This is a genomic window from Vibrio coralliilyticus ATCC BAA-450 (assembly GCF_000176135.1).
Lineage (GTDB): Bacteria > Pseudomonadota > Gammaproteobacteria > Enterobacterales > Vibrionaceae > Vibrio > Vibrio coralliilyticus.
In genome coordinates, this window is record NZ_ACZN01000014.1 from 347570 (window position 1) to 365619 (window position 18050).

An 18050-nucleotide genomic window follows, 5' to 3' on the forward strand; every position below is an offset into this window, starting at 1 on the left:
TTTACATCAATAACAAGGAGAAAATTAATTACTATTGATAAAGAAAACATGAACAATTTTCGCTATTTTATTCATGGTTTATCTTGGTCAGTGTGTATTCACTAAATAATGACGTTCTTCGGTTATTCGACCACCGCTTTCGCGTGTGCCGCCGCCTCTTCTGCACACCCCCACGATAAACTAAATCCGATGCCGCCATGCCCGTAATTGTGGACAACCGGGAAACCCAACTCCCGTTCCACACGCACGTTGCAAGGTCGAAATGCACGCAGCCCGATCTGGAGGGGCTCCACCGGATCAACCGGCAGGTTGGCGAGCGCAGGCAGAAAAGCCATGCAACGTTCATACATGGCTTGTAAAGGCGGGTACTCATCGAGGCGCAACGTCGTGTCAGTAGGGCCTTTCTCCACTAAGGTACCTAATACCACATGCCGCACGCCCCTAGGGTAGATGAACACACTGTCTTGCTCTGACGTGATGTGGTCGTGAGCCAGGCAATGACCCACCTGCATACGCCGGGAAGACCGGCCTCGGCACCGAAGTCTCACCATCGCCCCTCGAAGCGAATACATGCCCGCTTCCTCAACGTCTTGCGCGCCCAACCCCGTACAATTGACGATCACTTGCGCTTGATGCACCTGACGCAGTTTTTCCTGCTCATCCGACAAAGCACCCGACAACCACATTTTGCGCAGGCGTGCACCATTAGCGAGAACGCTAGAGAGCGACCAGTGGAGGTAAACGTCCGTCTGGATCATCGGGGCCAGATGCTGATACGCGTCCACGATGTCAAACGAGGGAGAGACGCCGTATTGCTTGGCCAACGTCGGATCGTGCACAAACCCAGGAACATGGCGCTGAATGTCACGCATTCTTTCAGCATTCTGATGGTGTTCGTGAACAGGACAACGAAAATACACGTTCATTGGACGCAAGAAGACGCCTCTAGCACGGGGATCGGGTAACGTTAAGAAGCGATGTAATGACCGCAGGCTCCATCGTTTCGTGCGCGTCAGTGACAACGCGTTATCACGATAACCACCGATGGCCGGAGGCCATTCCCATAGCGCACCGGCGACCGAGGAGACGACATTGGGGACGATGTGACTGGCCAAGATCGTACACTGAAACCCTTGCTCTTGGAGACAGTAGGTCGTGGTCAGGCCGCTGATCCCGGCACCAATGATCAACGCATGAGGCGCTGAGGCTGTGGTTCTGCTCACGGATCTTCCCCTTCATTGACGACACAGGGCATACCCTACGCACTCGCCCGCCAAAAAGGCAGTTATTAGCGTTTATTATAAAGGCACGTTCATCACGTGCCCTACCTCATTGTCAGACGCTAAAGCGGCCAACAAAACCGGTCATTTTTTGCCCAGACTTGACCAACTGCGCACTCACCCCCGCACACTCGCGAGCCGAACCACTCAGATCGTGAACAATGTGCTGAATGCGGACGAGGTTTTGATTGATGTCTTCCGCCACGGCACTTTGTTCCTCCGCCGCTGTCGCCGTCTGGATCCCCATATCATGGATGGTGACAATCGCCGCCTGAATGGCGGTTAAACTGGTTTGGATGTGCGCCGACTCAGTCGCGGTCTGCTCGCCTCGGTGCTGACTGGAAGCCATCGCCTCCACCGCTTGGCGAACTCGATTGTGCAGTGACGTCAACATGTCACCAATTTCCTGTGTACTGTTCTGCGTGCGACTCGCCAGCGACCGGACTTCATCCGCCACCACTGCGAAGCCACGACCTTGTTCTCCCGCTCGCGCCGCTTCAATGGCCGCATTGAGCGCCAGCAAATTGGTCTGTTCAGCGATCTCACCAATCACTTGCAGCACTTGGGTGATGCGCTCGGTTTGCTCACTCAGCGCGGCGATCGCTTCGGAGGTGGTATTGACGTCCGCCACCAAACGGCCAATCCCATCGATGGCCTGCGCGACCTCCTGCTGAGCGTCGGTGATCTGGGTGTTCGCCGCCTCGATCGCTTGAGACGTCGCGTGCGTGTTGTTGGCCACTTCACGCGACGTGGCGCTCATTTCTGTCACTGCGGTGACGATTTTCTCGGTTTCCAAACTGTGATCCTGCATGGATTTCGCCGATTGCGCCGTCTGCGTTTCCAACTCACTGCCGGCCGCCATCACTTCATTGGACGACGCCTGTAGCGCGCTTACCATCGGCTGAAGTTTGTCCATGAACGCGTTAAACGCCAAAGCCACCTCACCTATGTCATCGCGGCTTTGCACACTCAGCCTGGCCGTCAGATCCCCATCCCCAGCCGCGACCGCTTTCAATGAAGTCACCACATGCTGCAAAGGCGCCACCCCTTTATTGACAAAAACGCTGACCAACGCGATGGTCAGGAGCAGTCCCCCAAGAGACAACCACAACGCCCACTGCGTATCTTTCGTCAGTTGATGCTCACGTTCGACCTGATACGCCGCCACCTGGCGATCAATATCGTCAATATAGATCCCCGTGCCCAGTACCCAGTCCCAATTCGGCAGGTACTCAGCGTAACCCAACTTTGGTGCCTGCGTATTCAGCGACGGTTTGTGCCACGAAAAGTTCAGAAACCCATCGCCCTGTTTCGCGGCGTCGATCAAGCCAGCGATCACCGCGACGCCATTGTCATCGGTCAGCCCATAGAGGTTTTTCCCCTCGAGAGATGGCTTAATGGCGTGCAGAGTATTGACCCCTGCCGAATCGTACGCAAAAAAATAGCCGTCTTTTTCAAAGCGCATCGCCTTCAAAATCGCTTTCGCTTCCGCTTGATGCTCACCTGAAACATCCTGATCATGCAACGCTTTGACCGCGGTCACGCCCATCATCAAATACGCTTTAAGCTCTTTTTTGCGACTGTCTAACAACTGATGGCGATACTCCACCAATTCCTGGTTGAGGGCCTGACTGCCGTTCCAGTAATACACGAGGGTGATCAGTGTGGTCATCAACAGTAAAGGGATCACCGTCAACAATTGAAGTTTGGTCCGGGTGCTCAGCGTAAAACTCATACATCTCTCCATCTTCTTGTACGCTCGGGGACGGTTGCCGTCGTGGCTGGGGTTGGAGGTAGCCTCTTCTGCGACGCTGACCATAGGGATCACAAAATGTGGGGTCTGGTATGGAAAAGGGCCTGCCAACGTCGGCGAAACCAAAAGCGGTACCTTAGCGAGAAACTGACTCTGTTTCATACCCTTAATAAATGAGTGGTCAAATAAGAAATCGTATGGTCAATATAGAGATTAAGCGGTCTTCCTACTGCTCAACGAACACTAATCGCCTGATTTTAATGGTCTTTGTCTGATACGAATGCCATAGGGCACGCGATAGGATCGCCCTCTCGTCCTGAACGATCCCAAACAGGCATGGCCCAGTGGGAGAGCAACCCTCTGGTGTTCCCCACACAGAACAGAGAGCGGCCTTGATACTGTGTTAATCAACAGTATATAATAGATCAAATAGGTCTGAGAACGCCCATTCTCAGACGTATTGGATCATTGGCGAGGACTGCATGACGGATTTGACCCCCTTCCCACCGCTCGAACATCTCGAGCCCGACGAGTTTGCCGATCTGGTGCGCAAGGCGATCAAACGTGATCCTCAAGCGGGCGCTCACCCTGCGATCCAATCCGCCATCAGCCACTTTCAAGACGAATTTGTCCGTCGCCAGGGAGAGTGGCAACCCGCGACACTGCAACGCTTGCGTAATGCCTGGAATGTATTTGTCCGATGGTGCACTCACCAAGGTATCCCCGCGTTGCCGGCGCGTCATCAGGACGTCGAGCGTTATTTGATTGAGCGCCGCAACGAGTTACACCGTAACACTTTAAAAGTACACCTTTGGGCCATTGGTAAGACGCATGTTATTTCCGGACTACCGAACCCGTGTGCTCATCGTTATGTCAAAGCGCAAATGGCACAAATCACTCATCAGAAAGTGCGCGAACGCGAGCGCATTGAGCAAGCCCCTGCCTTTCGTGAGTCGGATCTGGATCGCCTAACCGAACTTTGGTCTGCGACTCGTTCCGTGACCCAACAACGCGACCTCATGATCGTCAGCCTCGCGTACGAAACTCTGCTCCGAAAAAACAACCTCGAGCAAATGAAAGTCGGTGACATCGAATTTTGCCAAGACGGCAGCGCACTGATCACCATTCCTTTCAGCAAGACCAATCACTCGGGCCGCGATGATGTGCGCTGGATCTCCCCCCAAGTCGCCAACCAAGTGCACGCGTATTTGCAATTGCCCAACATTGATGCCGATCCGCAGTGTTTCTTACTTCAACGGGTCAAGCGCTCAGGAAAGGCGCTTAACCCAGAGTCACATAACACACTCAATGGTCATCACCCGGTGTCCGAAAAGCTGATCAGCCGGGTGTTTGAACGCGCTTGGAGAGCCCTCAACCACGAGACAGGCCCACGCTACACGGGCCATAGCGCACGTGTTGGCGCCGCACAAGATTTGTTGCAAGAAGGGTATTCGACCCTCCAAGTGATGCAAGCTGGAGGGTGGAGCTCAGAAAAAATGGTCCTAAGGTACGGTCGACACCTGCATGCCCATACCAGCGCCATGGCACAAAAACGCCGTCAGCGCTGATCCCGACGTAAAAGGGAGTTCCACTATATTAATATTATTATCAATTATGATAGACTCGGTGAATATTTTTTAACCTGGAATGATCCATGACGACTGAGACCTCCCTCATAATGCCCCCCTCAATCGACGTGTACCGCGAAGTCGTATTGCAATGGTTGTGGTCACATTACTTAACGTCATTGAATTTATCGTCAGAGGAACACCAACAAGCCATGAGTCTCCTTGAGCAGCGATGGCCAGAAATCAAACATGAGGTCAATCTCAGTCCCGAGCAAGTGCGCGCGATCTTTCGTGATATCCTCGTCCTAGGACACGAGGCGTTTGAACGGTATCAATCCCTAGCGCGCCAACTTGCCAAATCTCAGGCTCATGGTTTACCCGCATACATTCAACAGGATTGAAGCCAACACACATGGACAAACACGCACCCAAGTCAGTCTCGTCACCCACCCTCGAGCACGCGGCACCGACTCGACAATTCTCCATTATGGATCCACATTGGCTCGCGCAACATAGCGCGTCGATGGATCCAGTCAGCACACAGCAAGCGTTAACATTGTTTATCGCCGAACTCACCTCATACCAACCGTTCTTCGAAAACACACACTACACCACAACGGAATTGCGCGCGCTCTGCCTGATACTCAAGGGCAGCGCCGACAGTTTCGGAGCGTATCGCCTCCACGCGGCCGCCACTCAAGTCCATACGCACCTCGACAGTGGCCACTTGCACAGTGAAATATTACAGCTTAAAGAAGCATTAAGAGAAACGATAAAATGCTACAAATCCGTTGTCGAGGTAAGAACTTAAATCGATTAACGTATACCTAAGCCGTCAAGAGACAAAATCAGTTAACGGACTCAACAGATAATACGACAACGTCGTCACTCAGACGTGGAGATCGCGACGCCCTAACCACACAAAAATCAACACAGCGAGGTAAGTGAGTACCTACCTTGACATAACCGTCCACAATCGATAATCAATCACCGAACTGAGTGCAACGACTGGAGTCGACAGTGCCTGACTCACCTGCCACACTTCTTTCAACGCCATGATCTCCCCACCCCCATCGGTCATCAACGACATCGCGACGATTGGAGGCAGCTTGGCCCACCGGACCAAATCGGCGCTCGCCTCTGCCAAGCCTTGGCGACCCAACAAACCATTCGGATCCACCAAAATGGGAAAGACATGCCCTGGCTTAACTAAGTCGAAACTGCTCGATAATGGGTTAGCGAGAACACGAATCGTCTGCCAACGTTCGGCTTCACTCACACCATAATGTCGCCCCCACCTGGCATTGACTGACACCGTGAACGCCGGCCCCGCTGTGCTCTGGTGCGAGCCCATCATCAGAGGCAATCCGCACCGCGCCGCCGTCGACTGATCAACCGCCACAGAAACGTGCCCAGAGCCTAGGCTCATCAACTGCGACACGTGCGCTCGCTTGATCGTGGATGCCGGGTAGTTGAGCAGCGTCCCTCTTCCACCACGGTCATCGTACACCATGAATCCGCTCCCTTGTGCCGCCGCCGCGATCACTCTCGACACTGCCTCCTTACCCGAAAGCGTCGCCCTATGTTCCTCATTGCTGTCCATGACGCTCCCTGTTGACCGTGGCCGATACGCTCTGACATTGTATCTGCTATCCACCCGGTGCCTAGCGCTAGACAGCATTAATAAGGATAAATAACCCTTGTCAGATCTGGAACTTGCGGATATTCATATACAAGTCGTCCACCCCTCCAGCGATCGCTTCACTCTCGTCAGCGGTATTGTGGGTTTCCGTGGCCGTCTGCTCGGCCATCATGCGAATGCTCTCGAGGTTGCTGTTGATTTCATTCGCAACAGAGGATTGCTCTTCGGCAGCCGTCGCGATCTGCAGATTCAAACTGGCGATTTGTCCGACCGCTTCTGCCGCATCAGAAAAGGTTGCCGCCGCCTCTGAGCTCTTCTCTAAGCACACTCTCGCGGTATCGTTACCGCGCTGCATGCTGGTGATGGCGTTTTGCGCTTCGGTTTTCAGGCGCTCCACCAATTCTTGGATATCCACGGTAGCCACCTGAGTGCGCTGCGCAAGCACACGGACTTCGTCTGCCACCACCGCAAACCCGCGACCCGTGTCCCCCGCCCTCGCAGCTTCAATAGCCGCGTTCAATGCCAACAAGTTAGTTTGCTCAGCAATGCCTTGGATAGACTCTAATACCTGCCCAATGTTGTTGGTCTCAGCCACCAAGTTTTCTATCACCGTCGAGGAGGTGGAGACTTCGTCGGCCAACGACTGGATGACCGACTGTGTCGCGACCGCGTCACGTTGACCATCCATCACCCGCTGTTTGACTTGATCAGTGACCGACGAGGCATTGGCCGTACTGGTGGCCACTTCCTGCGTCGTGTAGTGCATCTGTGTGATCGCCGTCGCCACTTGTTCAATGTCACTGCGCTGCTGCTCTACGTTCGACAGCATACGCTGCATCGAGTCTTTAGCCGACTGCGACGACTGGCCCAATTGATGGGTTTGCGTATGGATGCTTTCCAGCGTTCCTGTCAGTACCGACAAGAATTGGTTGAACGCGCCCGCCACTTTCCCAGTCTCATCGCGATGCGTCGCATCAAGGCGTACTCTTAAATCACCGTCACCGTCTGCCACTTGTTGAAGGCGCTCGATCAACGTCAAGATTGGGTTGCGTATCGCGCGAGTGACCATCAATGGCAATAAAATACTCAAGACCACTGAGGCGACAAGCAACACCGTCATGCCTTGGATGGCGTGCTTTTCATCGGCTTCCGCTTGCCGTGCGCTGGCAAGCGTGAAATCTTGGATCTGCTCTAGAATAGCAATCAACTGCCGATCCAGCTGGTCTTCTAATGCCTCAACCTGCACCGATTGGGTCAGCATCTCATCGATGCGGCCCTGCTCACCCAACAAGAGCACCGCGTCGACTTGTGACAGCAAGGTATCGTACGCGCTCTCAACCTGTTCGAGTTTCATCAGAATATCTTGAAACGCGGCTTTCGCTGCCGGGGAGTGCAGCAGTGGCATCACATCTTTGATGAACTGCTCTGCATCGATAATTTCCGCTTCGGTTTTGAGCGTCAAATCGTGCACCTTGTTTTTGTATTGGATAAACGCGTCTTTGGAGCCCAAACCTTGCTCTAACCGAATCGCTTTGACCATCGCGCGTTCAAAATAGATGGCTTGTTCGAGCTGGTGCTCAGTGATCACTGTGAGTTTTTTCATCAAAGGAATGTCTTCTTCGGCGATCTCGACCAGCTCGTTGCCGATCTTATTCATTTGACTGAGTGCATACCAGCCCATCACCACCATGATCAGCAGCTGCGCCGCCCCCATCAGAAAGACTTTTTGACCAATATTGAGTTTTGTTAGCATCATTTTCCCCTTTGCGGGGCCATCGTATACACGTGGCCACACTCTACCGTGAGTGATACACGCCAAATGGACCCACCCTTCACGCTCTTGTGGCGCATTGTCAGTGGATCTGGCGCTCAAAGTCAGCCGCTACTTCTGTGAGTAGGTGTCGCTGAGATCTAGCCAGTGTCTCCCGTGCAAGACGCCGATAGCAAGAGGATGCTCCTGTGACGTCCATAGGTTAAGTGTTAACAGAAAATGTTCGAATGTCAAACTGATTTCATAGTATCCCTCTAGGCACTGCGTACGTCGTTCACCCATTCTTTAGATGACTGGCTGCAACTCAGGATCTGCGCATATTCTAAGCTCATCGCCAACCGCACACGCTCTAAAGAACGCCAGTCAGAACGTTCAATGGCTTCGATGATCTGCAAACACATGCCCAATTGGCCCGATCTGGCCACCAACGCCTCTTCAATCACGGGCGCCACCGGCAAGTGCGACAGCACGTCCTCAATCGCCATGTCGAGCATGCCGTCAATCAATGACAGCAACCCACACAAATACGCCGATTCCGAAACACTCGTTTCACCCACTTCATGCACCAGACTTTCTAAACATTTGGCACGCTCCAACGACTGCTTGCACAAGATATCCGGTTTGCCCGGCGCCAAAGCCGACACTATGGTATAGGACACAAACTTGCGGATACGATCGTCCCCCAGATAATGGAGCGACTGCTCAATGCAGCGGATCGGGGTGCGCAGCAACGCACTGTTGTTGACAAAATTCAGTAATTGCACCGAAAACACTGGGTTGCGCGAAATCACGTCATTGATCGCCGCATGATCGATTTCCCGCTTCGCCACTAAGTTGGACAGTTTGAACAGGTCAATGGTTGACGCCGACACCTTCTTGCGCGAAATCACTTCGGGTTTTTGAAAGAAATATCCCTGAAATAACTCAAAACCACACTGCTGAGCGCGCGCAAACTCCTCGTAAGTCTCCACTTTTTCCGCTAAGAAGACGATCGCCGTACTCTTGAGCGTCGCAATCCATCGAGCACACTCCTCAAATGGCATCATCTGGACATCAATTTTGATGATGTCAACCAACGGGTAAAAGCGCTCCCAAGCCTGGCTAGGATGAAAATCATCCAATGCCAGCGTATAACCTTGAGCGTGGAGCTCTGTCAGTGCCGCAAACAACGCATCATCGGGCGGGCAGGTTTCCAGAACTTCAATCACGATTTCTTCGTTAGGAAAGTCCAGCGGAACACCCGCCAACAGACTGTTGTAGTCAAAATTGACAAACCCCTTTTGCCCCTCCAAAGTCCGGCTTTGATAGGTCAAAAACTGCTCCGCTAAAATCTGCAAGGTGGCATGTTCTGAGCGAACCCCTACCGGAAACTGGTTGTCACTACCTCCGCGGTACAGCAGTTCATAGGCCACCAGCTGGCGTTCGATGTCAAGAATAGGTTGTCTCGCCACCATGGAACAGGCAGCAGGGTGGCACGCTTCGGTCGAGCGCGCTGTCGGGGACGTTGCATTCATGGTGCACTCCATAGCAAGTATCACTAAAGTATAGTGTGTTTGCGTCAACATGCTGCCCACGGACGCCTGCTTGGTGTTCGAGCATCATCGCCACTCACCAAGTCTGGTTTTGCACACCCTATTTATATCCCCTAAGCTATATTGATAGTATTATAGATAACCATTATCCTCTTGCCCAACTTTGAAGGAATAGCCGGTGTCCCCTCGTTCCCTTTACCTTGCGCTGTATCGCCTCTGGCAACTCGTTTATTGGCGTCCGCTGTGGTTGCTGTTGTGCGCACTTCCCAGTCACGCACAGTACCCGCATCGCCCCCTTTATTTCGCTATAGGAGAGTGGCCCCCTTACACCTCGACGCACGGGCAGGGAGGGTTGCTTGAACCGATCATCCAAGACATTTTTGAACACGCCGGTTATCAGGTCCACTTTCATTACTTCCCGTGGGGGCGAAGCTTAAAACTCGTCGATCGAGGTAAGTATCACGCCACGTTTCCGTGGTACCGTTCTGAAATCCACTCATCCGATCTGCTCGTTTCACCAAGCCCAATCAACCACACTCGAACCGTGTTCTTTCATCGTCAAAGCACACCGTTGCACTGGCAAACCTTCGCCGATCTCGCCGCCTATCGAATTGGGTCTGTGGGCGGCTACACGGTGACGAAGCGGCTGCATCGCCACGACGTCACCACTCTGCCCTCCATGGATCAGCGCGAGAATTTTCAAAAGCTCTACCATGGCCGAGTGGATCTCATCGCCGCCGAAGAGCGGGTGGGGGCTTATTGGGTGGCGAAGGTCTTTCGTGAGCACGCCCCCAGCGTGCAACGTGATCCTCACCCCGTTCTGGAAGAACCCATGCACGTCCTATTTCACCACAATGCTTTCGGGCAAGAGTTGAGCCACGTGTTTGAGCAAGGCCTTCAACGCCTTATCACCAGTGGTTGCTATCGTGCATTACTCAACCGACAGTCTTGCCAAAAACAGTAGCCCTGCGTGCTACTCAGCCGAGCGGGACGTCAACGCTTTCAGCCCCGTGAGGATCTCATCAACACTCAATCCGCTGCACCTGATGCGTTCAACAATCGACGCCAGCGCCGCTTCTCGCTCGCGCGTGCGGTGCTCTTGCACCACCGTCTGAAGATTGCTCAATGCCACCTCCAATTCTTCAAGTGATAGCGAGCGAAGACACGCTCGCAAACGACGTACGTGCCGTAATGTCGCCAACTGATTCGACATCCATGCTCCTTACTGTTCCCAACCATGCGTTGTCACCAGCCTGCCCTTTCCACTCAAAGGATGGAGTTATTAAACATTATTATAGGTTATTCGCCCTTCTCGCCCGGTAAGCAAGATTTCTTCGTGACTGTCAAACCATTTAGTTATAGTGCGTTAAAAACTGACCTTGGTGCGATTAATAAACGCTAATAACTCCCGCTTTCGTCTTCCTCGGGTTAGCTTGTGTCTCGCGAACACTTCCTCTCCTTACTCCTGGCCCCCACCAGATGAGTAAGGTTGTTCGCAGTATGAACCATAGTATTGCCAAAACCCTAGGCGGTGGGTTGACACACCCACTGCCTATTTGGGTTGCCATCGATGCCAGGAGATCCCATGACACAGCTCGCTTTGCTGCTATTATGCGTCAGTGGGTGGGTCAGCGTAACGGCCACAGCCTCACCGCTGCCCTCCTTGGCTGACACCCCACAAACCCTCACACTCGGTAACGGGACCGAAGTCGCGACTCTGGATCCACATAAGGCTCAAGGTGTCCCAGAAAGTCGTATCTTACGAGACCTGTTTGAAGGCTTAGTCCGGCTCAGCCCCTCAGGGGAAATCGTGCCCGGTGTCGCACAAAGCTGGTCCCACGAGGCCCATCAACGATACCGGTTCTCTCTTAGACACAATGCGCGTTGGTCCAATGGAGATCCCGTGACTGCCACCGACTTCGTGTACAGCTTTCGCCGCGCTGTCGACCCTCAGACTGCGTCTTCCTACGCTTGGTATCTCTCGCTTGCCCATATCCGCAATGCCCACGCCATCGCACAAGGCAAAGCCAATCCAGACACACTGGGCGTCAGTGCCCCCGACCCCTTCACGCTCGTGATCACACTCGATGCCCCGACCCCCTATTTCTTGGCGACCCTCGCCCATACAACCCTACTGCCTGTTCATATGGCCACAGTGACACAGTATGGCGACCGTTGGACACAGCCCGAACACTTGGTCTCCAACGGCGCGTACCAATTACACCACTGGACGGTCAATGAAGCGATTGATCTCACGCGTAATCCCTACTACTGGGACAATATCCATACCGCCATCGATCGCGTCCGCTACCTCTCTTTAGAGGATCCCACCTCCGAATTATTTCGTTTCTTGACCGGGGAAATCGATGTGACCTCCACCGTGCCCATCGAACACTTCACCCGTCTTTTGCACGAACGCCCCAAACAACTATGGGTCCAACCCGCACTTTGTACGGAATTTCTACAATTTAACCCCCAGCGAGCGCCTTTCAATGACCGCCGCGTACGGCGAGCCTTATCTTGGGCGATCGATCGCCATGTCATCACCGAACGACTGCTTCGCCAAGGCCAGACACCTGCTTACACCTTCGTGCCTGATCACATCGCCGGGTACACGCCTTGGGTTCCTGAGTACGCGACCCTGAGCCAAGCGCAAAGGGAGACCCAAGCCCGGCAATGGCTCAAGGAAGCCGGGGTTGACCAGCGACATCCGTTAGAGTTCACCGTGCTCTACAACACCTCTGACACCAACAAAAAAGTGATGATCGCCGTGGCCTCAATGTGGCATCACGTTCTTGGGATCAAGGTACACCTTCAAAATCAAGAGTGGAAAGCGTACCTGTCCACAATGTCCCAGGGGGACTACGACGTTGCTCGGTCCGCGTGGTGCGCGGACTACAACGATGCCAGTGCCATGCTCAGCTACCTAGAAAGCGGCAACTTAGGCGGCCATCAGTTTGCCGATCCCCACTATGACGCGTTAGTGGTAGCCGCCAACCACAGTCACAACGACGAAGAACGTCGCGAAGGGTACCGCCAAGCGGAACACTATCTCCTGGACGCTATGCCCATCGCCCCGCTATTTTTCCCCGTTCGCGCCCACTTAGTCTCACCGGAAATCCAAGGCCTGCTGCCCCGACAAGCAGGCCCGATGTCGAGCCAGAATTTGTTCCGCCTCCAGTGGGTATCAGGCGCCTCGAACGATCCCTAATTCAAGCAGCATCTATGATCACATCCCGTTATCATCAACCTTACCAGGAAAGCAACTGGTCACCAGCTTGGCTTCCCACTCTTCAGGAGACCTTCATGCACATTGGCATTCTGTATTCTTCTCGTCAGCGTCACAATGAGTCGGCCGGCGATCCCCCGGCTCACCTTCATATTCAGCGTACCCTCGACGACTTGAAATACGACACGGTACTTATTGACGGAGACAATCACCAATTGATTCAGCGACTGTCGATGGACGCCCTATCCGTGCTGGTCATTGCCGCTCAGGGCCAGTTTTTTGAAGACGGTCAGCTCCAGGGATTGTGTGACTGGCTGCAACTGCCTTATGTTGGCAGTGGGCGATGTGCCAGTACGATTTGCTACCATCCTGCATTGTTGGATCTGGTGCATTACGGCTGCCACGCCACCTACTCCGAACACATGCTGCTCAAACCGCAAGACGACACTCCGGATTATCAACAACTCACCGAGTATTTACGCAGCAAAACGCTCGATTTGGTGCCGATCTCATCGCCCGACCCGCTCGGCAATAAAACCAACATCAAGAATGCGCGGCAATTTCATCGTTACCTCTCGCAGCACTTAGACGGGCAACGCGCTGTCATGGTGCAACCCCATCGCACTTACCTCAATCAGTATCAGGTGGTGGTGCATGACTTGCGCCTCGACCCCACGGCAATGACCCTGTATAACGCGTCTTCCACCCTTCGTGAATCCGTCACACCCTTGACCTTGGTCAATGGGTTAAGTCAAGCCGAGCTGAGCCTGATTGAACAAACGGTCGTCCAGTATTATCGCCAGTTGCTCCTTGAAGGCGCCGCCTTGTTTCACGTCGCGTTAAGTCCTCATCACCGCTGCCAGGTCTTGCAGATACGGACTCTGCCGTCGTTGCATCCAGACGGGGTGCTTGCCGCCTCATTCGCCGAAGAAGACACCTCCTACAGTCAGACGCTGATGTCGCTCATCAATCGAGCAATGCACCGCCCGATGCCCGTTGTCAATGCCGACCCGATGTAACACCAACTTAGGTGTGGTCAGTCGGGAGAGACAACATGACTTGCGTGCCTTCCCCGACCTGACTGGCCAGGGTCAACTCCCCTCCGAGACCGTGGATCACATTGAATGCCACCGTCAACCCCATACCCCGACCATCCCCCAACGGTTTAGTCGTAAAAAAGGGATCGAGGACTCGGTGCAAATCGTCCGGGGCGATCCCCACTCCAGTGTCGGCGACCGTCAATATGACTCGGCCCGGCTCTCCATCACATCGATACGTGATCACCGCCTCCTCATCACCACCTTGCAGAGCCTCCAATGCATTGGCGTGAAGGTTCCCAAGCGCCTGAGTCAATAGCGCAGGGTTGGTGTGGATCACCACGTCTTCAGGCACCAAATTGTCAATCCGAGGCTGACGTTCGTTTTCATAGAAATGGAGTTTAATGACTTCGTCGCAAATCAGCTTGAGCTTGCACGTTTCACGCTCCGATTGCACCCCTTGGGATAAACTGCTCAAATCGGATACAATGCTTTTGACACGCAGCAAACTCGCGCGCGAGTCGGCGATCACCGATGACAAGTCCTCAAGAATAAAGGAGACGTCTTTTTCCTTTTTGTAGTCCGCAATTTGGTCCGGGACGTCCGCTTGGCCCGATGCCGCCAGATTGCCAATGAACTCATCGTGCATGGCGATGAGCTTCATCATCGCCTCCGCGTAATCGCTAAGGGGGGTAAAGTTCCCCAATGCAATCCCGAGCGGATTGTTGATCTCATGGGCGATCCCCGCCGTCAAACGGCCTAAGCTGGCCATTTTCTCAGAATGCACCAACTGCTCTTTGGCCATACTGAGTTCCGCCAGCGAGGATTTGAGTCGCTGGTAGTGCTGTTTCATGCGACGCTGAGACTCCATGTTCTCCAAGATGATCTTCAGTTGCGCCGCAGCCTCCTCTAACACTTTGATTTTTGAAAAGGTAAACTTCGCCGCTTCCGCCTGATCCACCTGACAAATCACTGTACAGGAGTGCTTATCGAGCACCCAAACAGGAAATACCAACGCATGGGGCTGTGCCTCCTGCTCAGCAAACTTAATGTCCGGCTTCGTCAACGTCAGGTAAGACTGCCATAGGGTCGTCACCTCTGCCGCCAGTTCGCTGCGTTGTAGTTTGCCCTCAGGCAGGGCTTTGTAAGCCATCAGAGTATCGTCGGGATCTTTGGACTGACGCAACACGTAGGTCTGTCGGGCTCCACAAAACGCGTTCAACTCATTGACAAACTCAGCCAACACCTGATTAGGCGATACATTGCTCCGGTTGAACTTATTGATTTTCGCCAGCAGCTTCAAATACCCCTTCTGCTGTCCCAAAGCTTTACTGATCGCCCGTTGCTTACGCAGCTCTCGCTCGATGTCGTTCTGCAGATCAGGCTGAAAAAACAACGCAGGCTCCACAATGCGATCAACATCAGAAAACGCCGCTCCCGATTCAGCGACCACCCACAGAGCAACAAAGTGGTTCTTGAGATTCTTACGCACAAATGGCACCAGATCCGCCACATAACGCTCGGTCTGCGCCTCCATGTCCACCACCACTACACCTACATTACGCGATCTAAGCCAAGCTTTAACCTGCTTGAGGTCTGCGGTATCTTCCCCGTTCAACTGGCTGAAATACGCTGGCTTTTCATCACGTTGGGAAACCACTAAGAGTTCGGTCACGACTTGTCCTTCTGGCGAATTTGAGACTACTATAACGGTAGTGCACATCTATGCATAAGGACAACTATGATTCGATTACTTTATTACAGTGTGGCTTCCAGTGAGATGACCATGATGGATCTGAAAGGCATTTTAGACGTGGCTCGCAAGAACAACGGCCGCCGGGATGTGACCGGCATGCTGTGCTACGACAACGAGTATTTCTTGCAAATTTTAGAAGGCGAGCCCACCGAGGTCACCGACTTGTTCTTGACCATAGGTCGAGATGAGCGCCACCATGATGTCACCATCATGGGTGTGCAGTCGATCGAGAAACGTGCCTTTGGTCAGTGGGATATGGGTTACGCAGGCAGCAGCGAAACGTTGCAAAGCCACATGCAAACACTCAACATGGACAGCTTTGATCCGACCGCACTCACGGTCAAACAAGCCGCGGTATTGCTGTACGACCTTTCCAAAGCCCAAACCGCCGTGTGATGGCAGTCCAAGGCCTTCGACCAATAAAAAAGCTGGCCCTTGGAGTCGATGGCCAGCGTAAGTCACACAGTTAACAATAAGACGTGCCGTTTTTTTCCGGCTACAGAACGGTATCACGTTCGGGGGCCGAGGGCGACCCTCAGTGATAACCCAACCTCGGCTTTGTTCGGTTTCTCGAGCGCCGACACACTCTTTAACCACGGTAATGATGCATTACGTCTTTACGTTGCTCTGGGGAGACGTCGCGCGATCCGCGTGCAACTGGCCACCTTTCCCCCAATGCTCCTCGTCGAAATTCTGAAAAAAGACCGTCACTGCTTCTGGCGCAGTGCCATACGCTTCCTCGAACGCTTCAGTAATACGCTGAAGCAGCAATTGTTTTTGCGCTTTGCTCCGACCAGGGGATTGTTGAATCGTCACGACAGGCATACACGTCTCCTTGATGATCGCCAGTTCTTGAAAAAGGACAAGCCCCCATCATGCCGAGAATACCTCCAGACGGCAAGTGCCACGGTCACACCCGCTTACGTGGCACACAGGCCAGGCCCCTTACCGTGACCCGTGACTCGCCACCCACCGGTGGATCGGCTCTAAGGCGTTGTGAATGTAGTGCTGCGTGAATCGTTTAAAGGCTTGGGCTTTCGCTCCCATAAGCTGGCCACTTGGCCAAATCAAGTACACGTCGCGAGACGGCCCAACCCATTCACTTAAAGGTGTCACCAATGTCTCTGACTCCAAACTGCTCAGCACTTCTGTTGCGGGCAGCAACGCGATCCCCAAACCGTCTTGGGCCCACAGACAGGCCATACGAATATCGTCCACTTGCAGGCCGCGCGGCAGTCGGATCACCTCTGTCTGATCCAACCCTACGCGCTGCATCGGCCAAACGGGCAAATGCGACACCGTAATGCAGCGATGTTGATTCAGATCCGTCAAAGCGGTCAAGGGAGGCGCTTTCGCCAAATAGGCAGGCGACGCCACCAGTAATGTGGGGATCGCCCCCAACCCGACTTGGTACAACCCAGAGTCGGGCTGGGGACCAATACGCAGCGCGATGTCAGCTTGCTCCTGCACCACATCTTTGTTGTCGTTGTTGAGCTTGAGATCCAATACCACATCAGGATACGCCGACAGGAACTCACTCCATAGAGGCTGAAGAAAGCCCAAAGCAATGTTGGTCGGGGCCAGCACCGTCAGCGGGCCAGCTAACGACGCCACCTGCTGGCTCATCCGATCGCGAGTCTTCTCAAGGTCGGCCACCAACGGAGCAAAAGCCGCGTAATACGCATGGCCTTCCGCCGTGAGCCGAAATTGACGGGCGCTACGATGGATCAACTGACACCCTAACTCCGACTCCAGCTTTTTCAGCCGCCGCGTCACTGTCGCCGCGGGCAACGCCAGGGCCGCGGACGCCGATTTCAACCCGCGCAACTGAGCAATGTGGACAAAAAGCGCCATATCATCGAACATGATTTCATTTATGGAATTAGTAATTCATAAATGGATTATATTCATCATTTATGAAATTCACTATGCTTTTTTCGTCACAAGGAAACAGGAGAACAGCATGACCACATTATACGTCACGGCAGGACTGGTATTGTCGAGTGAGAGGCCCCGTCAAGAGGTGTTAGCCGCCATGCGTCAACTGACACAAGCCACCCTAACGGAACCGGGCTGTGTGTCGTTTGAATTCTTGGCCCACCACGCCGATCCCTCGCGTTTCACCCTCTGGGAGCGCTGGGATAGCGAGGCAGCCCTCGACGCCCATTATCACAAAGCGCACACCCGCGCATACCTATCCCAAGGCTGGACCCGGATCGAGTCTCTACACAAACACTACTCGTTGACGTCGCCGGAGGCTTAATGAAACAACGTATCGTCTTTGGCGTCTTGATGTCTTTGTTACTCTCTAGCTTAATGACCCTATGGGTAACTTGGCTCAATCTCGGCATGACCCCAGCGTTTTTCGCCGCATGGGGCAAAGCCTTCGTCTGTGCTTGGCCTGCCGCGGCGGCCATTGCCATCAGCCTAGGGCCATATGTTCAACGGATGACAACACGGCTGCTCAGACCTCGATAGTCCA

The 18050-nt window shown here is 53.6% G+C and carries 19 protein-coding genes; 10 read left to right on the top strand and 9 right to left on the bottom strand.

What is annotated here, in order from left to right:
* Nucleotides 1–122: 122 nt before the first annotated feature.
* Together VIC_RS07215 and VIC_RS07220 are read right to left on the bottom strand one after the other, a co-directional pair.
* Nucleotides 123–1223 carry an FAD-dependent oxidoreductase gene (locus VIC_RS07215; RefSeq protein ID WP_006958767.1) on the bottom strand — a complete coding sequence of 367 codons (1101 nt, stop codon included), beginning with the start codon at nt 1221–1223 and terminating at the stop codon, nt 123–125.
* A 112-nt stretch (nt 1224–1335) separates the two neighbouring features.
* A complete protein-coding gene (locus VIC_RS07220; RefSeq protein WP_039951461.1) occupies nt 1336–3015 on the bottom strand; it encodes a methyl-accepting chemotaxis protein in 1680 nt (559 codons plus the stop codon).
* A gap of 563 nt (nt 3016–3578) precedes the next feature.
* Between VIC_RS07220 and VIC_RS07225 the strand changes: the two genes are divergently transcribed.
* The 3 genes from VIC_RS07225 (at nt 3579) to VIC_RS07235 (ending at nt 5412) form a co-directional block, all read left to right on the top strand.
* A complete protein-coding gene (locus VIC_RS07225) occupies nt 3579–4601 on the top strand; it encodes a tyrosine-type recombinase/integrase (protein ID WP_236612157.1) in 1023 nt (340 codons plus the stop codon).
* Nucleotides 4602–4687: 86 nt separating this feature from the next.
* The gene (locus tag VIC_RS07230; RefSeq protein ID WP_039951463.1) at nt 4688–5002 is read left to right on the top strand and encodes a hypothetical protein; all 315 of its coding nucleotides are present in this window, start codon (nt 4688–4690) and stop codon (nt 5000–5002) included.
* A 122-nt stretch (nt 5003–5124) separates the two neighbouring features.
* On the top strand, nt 5125–5412 hold the full coding sequence (locus VIC_RS07235; RefSeq protein WP_157622118.1) for a hypothetical protein: 288 nt from the start codon (nt 5125–5127) through the stop codon (nt 5410–5412).
* Between the two features lie 141 nt (nt 5413–5553).
* On the opposite strand, the gene VIC_RS07240 is transcribed toward VIC_RS07235, so the two are convergent.
* From VIC_RS07240 to VIC_RS07250, 3 genes are all read right to left on the bottom strand, one after another.
* Nucleotides 5554–6156: a 3,4-dihydroxy-2-butanone-4-phosphate synthase gene (locus VIC_RS07240; RefSeq protein ID WP_039951558.1), complete on the bottom strand. Its 603-nt coding sequence runs from the start codon at nt 6154–6156 to the stop codon at nt 5554–5556.
* A 148-nt stretch (nt 6157–6304) separates the two neighbouring features.
* Nucleotides 6305–8116, bottom strand: a complete 1812-nt coding sequence (locus VIC_RS07245; RefSeq protein WP_236612158.1) for a methyl-accepting chemotaxis protein — start codon at nt 8114–8116, stop codon at nt 6305–6307.
* A gap of 152 nt (nt 8117–8268) precedes the next feature.
* The gene (locus VIC_RS07250; protein ID WP_006958777.1) at nt 8269–9528 is read right to left on the bottom strand and encodes an EAL and HDOD domain-containing protein; all 1260 of its coding nucleotides are present in this window, start codon (nt 9526–9528) and stop codon (nt 8269–8271) included.
* Nucleotides 9529–9724: 196 nt separating this feature from the next.
* Between VIC_RS07250 and VIC_RS07255 the strand changes: the two genes are divergently transcribed.
* Nucleotides 9725–10510, top strand: a complete 786-nt coding sequence (locus VIC_RS07255) for a substrate-binding periplasmic protein (RefSeq protein WP_006958778.1) — start codon at nt 9725–9727, stop codon at nt 10508–10510.
* A gap of 9 nt (nt 10511–10519) precedes the next feature.
* On the opposite strand, the gene VIC_RS07260 is transcribed toward VIC_RS07255, so the two are convergent.
* Nucleotides 10520–10747, bottom strand: a complete 228-nt coding sequence (locus VIC_RS07260) for an H-NS family histone-like protein (protein ID WP_157622120.1) — start codon at nt 10745–10747, stop codon at nt 10520–10522.
* A gap of 299 nt (nt 10748–11046) precedes the next feature.
* On the opposite strand from VIC_RS07260, the gene VIC_RS27015 reads away from it, so the two are divergent.
* The 3 genes from VIC_RS27015 to VIC_RS07270 all read left to right on the top strand — a co-directional run bounded on the left by VIC_RS27015 (nt 11047) and on the right by VIC_RS07270 (nt 13794).
* A complete protein-coding gene (locus tag VIC_RS27015) occupies nt 11047–11217 on the top strand; it encodes a hypothetical protein (RefSeq protein ID WP_229630884.1) in 171 nt (56 codons plus the stop codon).
* Entirely contained in the window at nt 11210–12757 is a 1548-nt protein-coding gene (locus tag VIC_RS07265; RefSeq protein ID WP_413788331.1) for a peptide ABC transporter substrate-binding protein, read from the top strand. The genes VIC_RS27015 and VIC_RS07265 overlap by 8 nt, the downstream gene beginning before the upstream one ends.
* A gap of 95 nt (nt 12758–12852) precedes the next feature.
* The gene (locus VIC_RS07270; protein ID WP_162048698.1) at nt 12853–13794 is read left to right on the top strand and encodes a hypothetical protein; all 942 of its coding nucleotides are present in this window, start codon (nt 12853–12855) and stop codon (nt 13792–13794) included.
* 7 nt (nt 13795–13801) lie between these two features.
* Here VIC_RS07270 and VIC_RS07275 read toward each other — a convergent pair whose 3' ends face one another.
* On the bottom strand, nt 13802–15487 hold the full coding sequence (locus tag VIC_RS07275; protein WP_006958782.1) for a sensor histidine kinase: 1686 nt from the start codon (nt 15485–15487) through the stop codon (nt 13802–13804).
* A gap of 66 nt (nt 15488–15553) precedes the next feature.
* Between VIC_RS07275 and VIC_RS07280 the strand changes: the two genes are divergently transcribed.
* The gene (locus VIC_RS07280; RefSeq protein WP_006958783.1) at nt 15554–15964 is read left to right on the top strand and encodes a BLUF domain-containing protein; all 411 of its coding nucleotides are present in this window, start codon (nt 15554–15556) and stop codon (nt 15962–15964) included.
* A gap of 213 nt (nt 15965–16177) precedes the next feature.
* On the opposite strand, the gene VIC_RS07285 is transcribed toward VIC_RS07280, so the two are convergent.
* Together VIC_RS07285 and VIC_RS07290 are read right to left on the bottom strand one after the other, a co-directional pair.
* The gene (locus VIC_RS07285) at nt 16178–16393 is read right to left on the bottom strand and encodes a tautomerase family protein (protein ID WP_006958784.1); all 216 of its coding nucleotides are present in this window, start codon (nt 16391–16393) and stop codon (nt 16178–16180) included.
* Nucleotides 16394–16513: 120 nt separating this feature from the next.
* The gene (locus VIC_RS07290; RefSeq protein WP_006958785.1) at nt 16514–17434 is read right to left on the bottom strand and encodes a LysR family transcriptional regulator; all 921 of its coding nucleotides are present in this window, start codon (nt 17432–17434) and stop codon (nt 16514–16516) included.
* 97 nt (nt 17435–17531) lie between these two features.
* Between VIC_RS07290 and VIC_RS27265 the strand changes: the two genes are divergently transcribed.
* Entirely contained in the window at nt 17532–17831 is a 300-nt protein-coding gene (locus VIC_RS27265; RefSeq protein WP_039951568.1) for a putative quinol monooxygenase, read from the top strand.
* Nucleotides 17831–18046 carry a DUF2798 domain-containing protein gene (locus VIC_RS07300; protein ID WP_039951469.1) on the top strand — a complete coding sequence of 72 codons (216 nt, stop codon included), beginning with the start codon at nt 17831–17833 and terminating at the stop codon, nt 18044–18046. Before VIC_RS27265 ends, VIC_RS07300 begins: the two co-directional genes overlap by 1 nt.
* Nucleotides 18047–18050 lie beyond the last annotated feature (4 nt).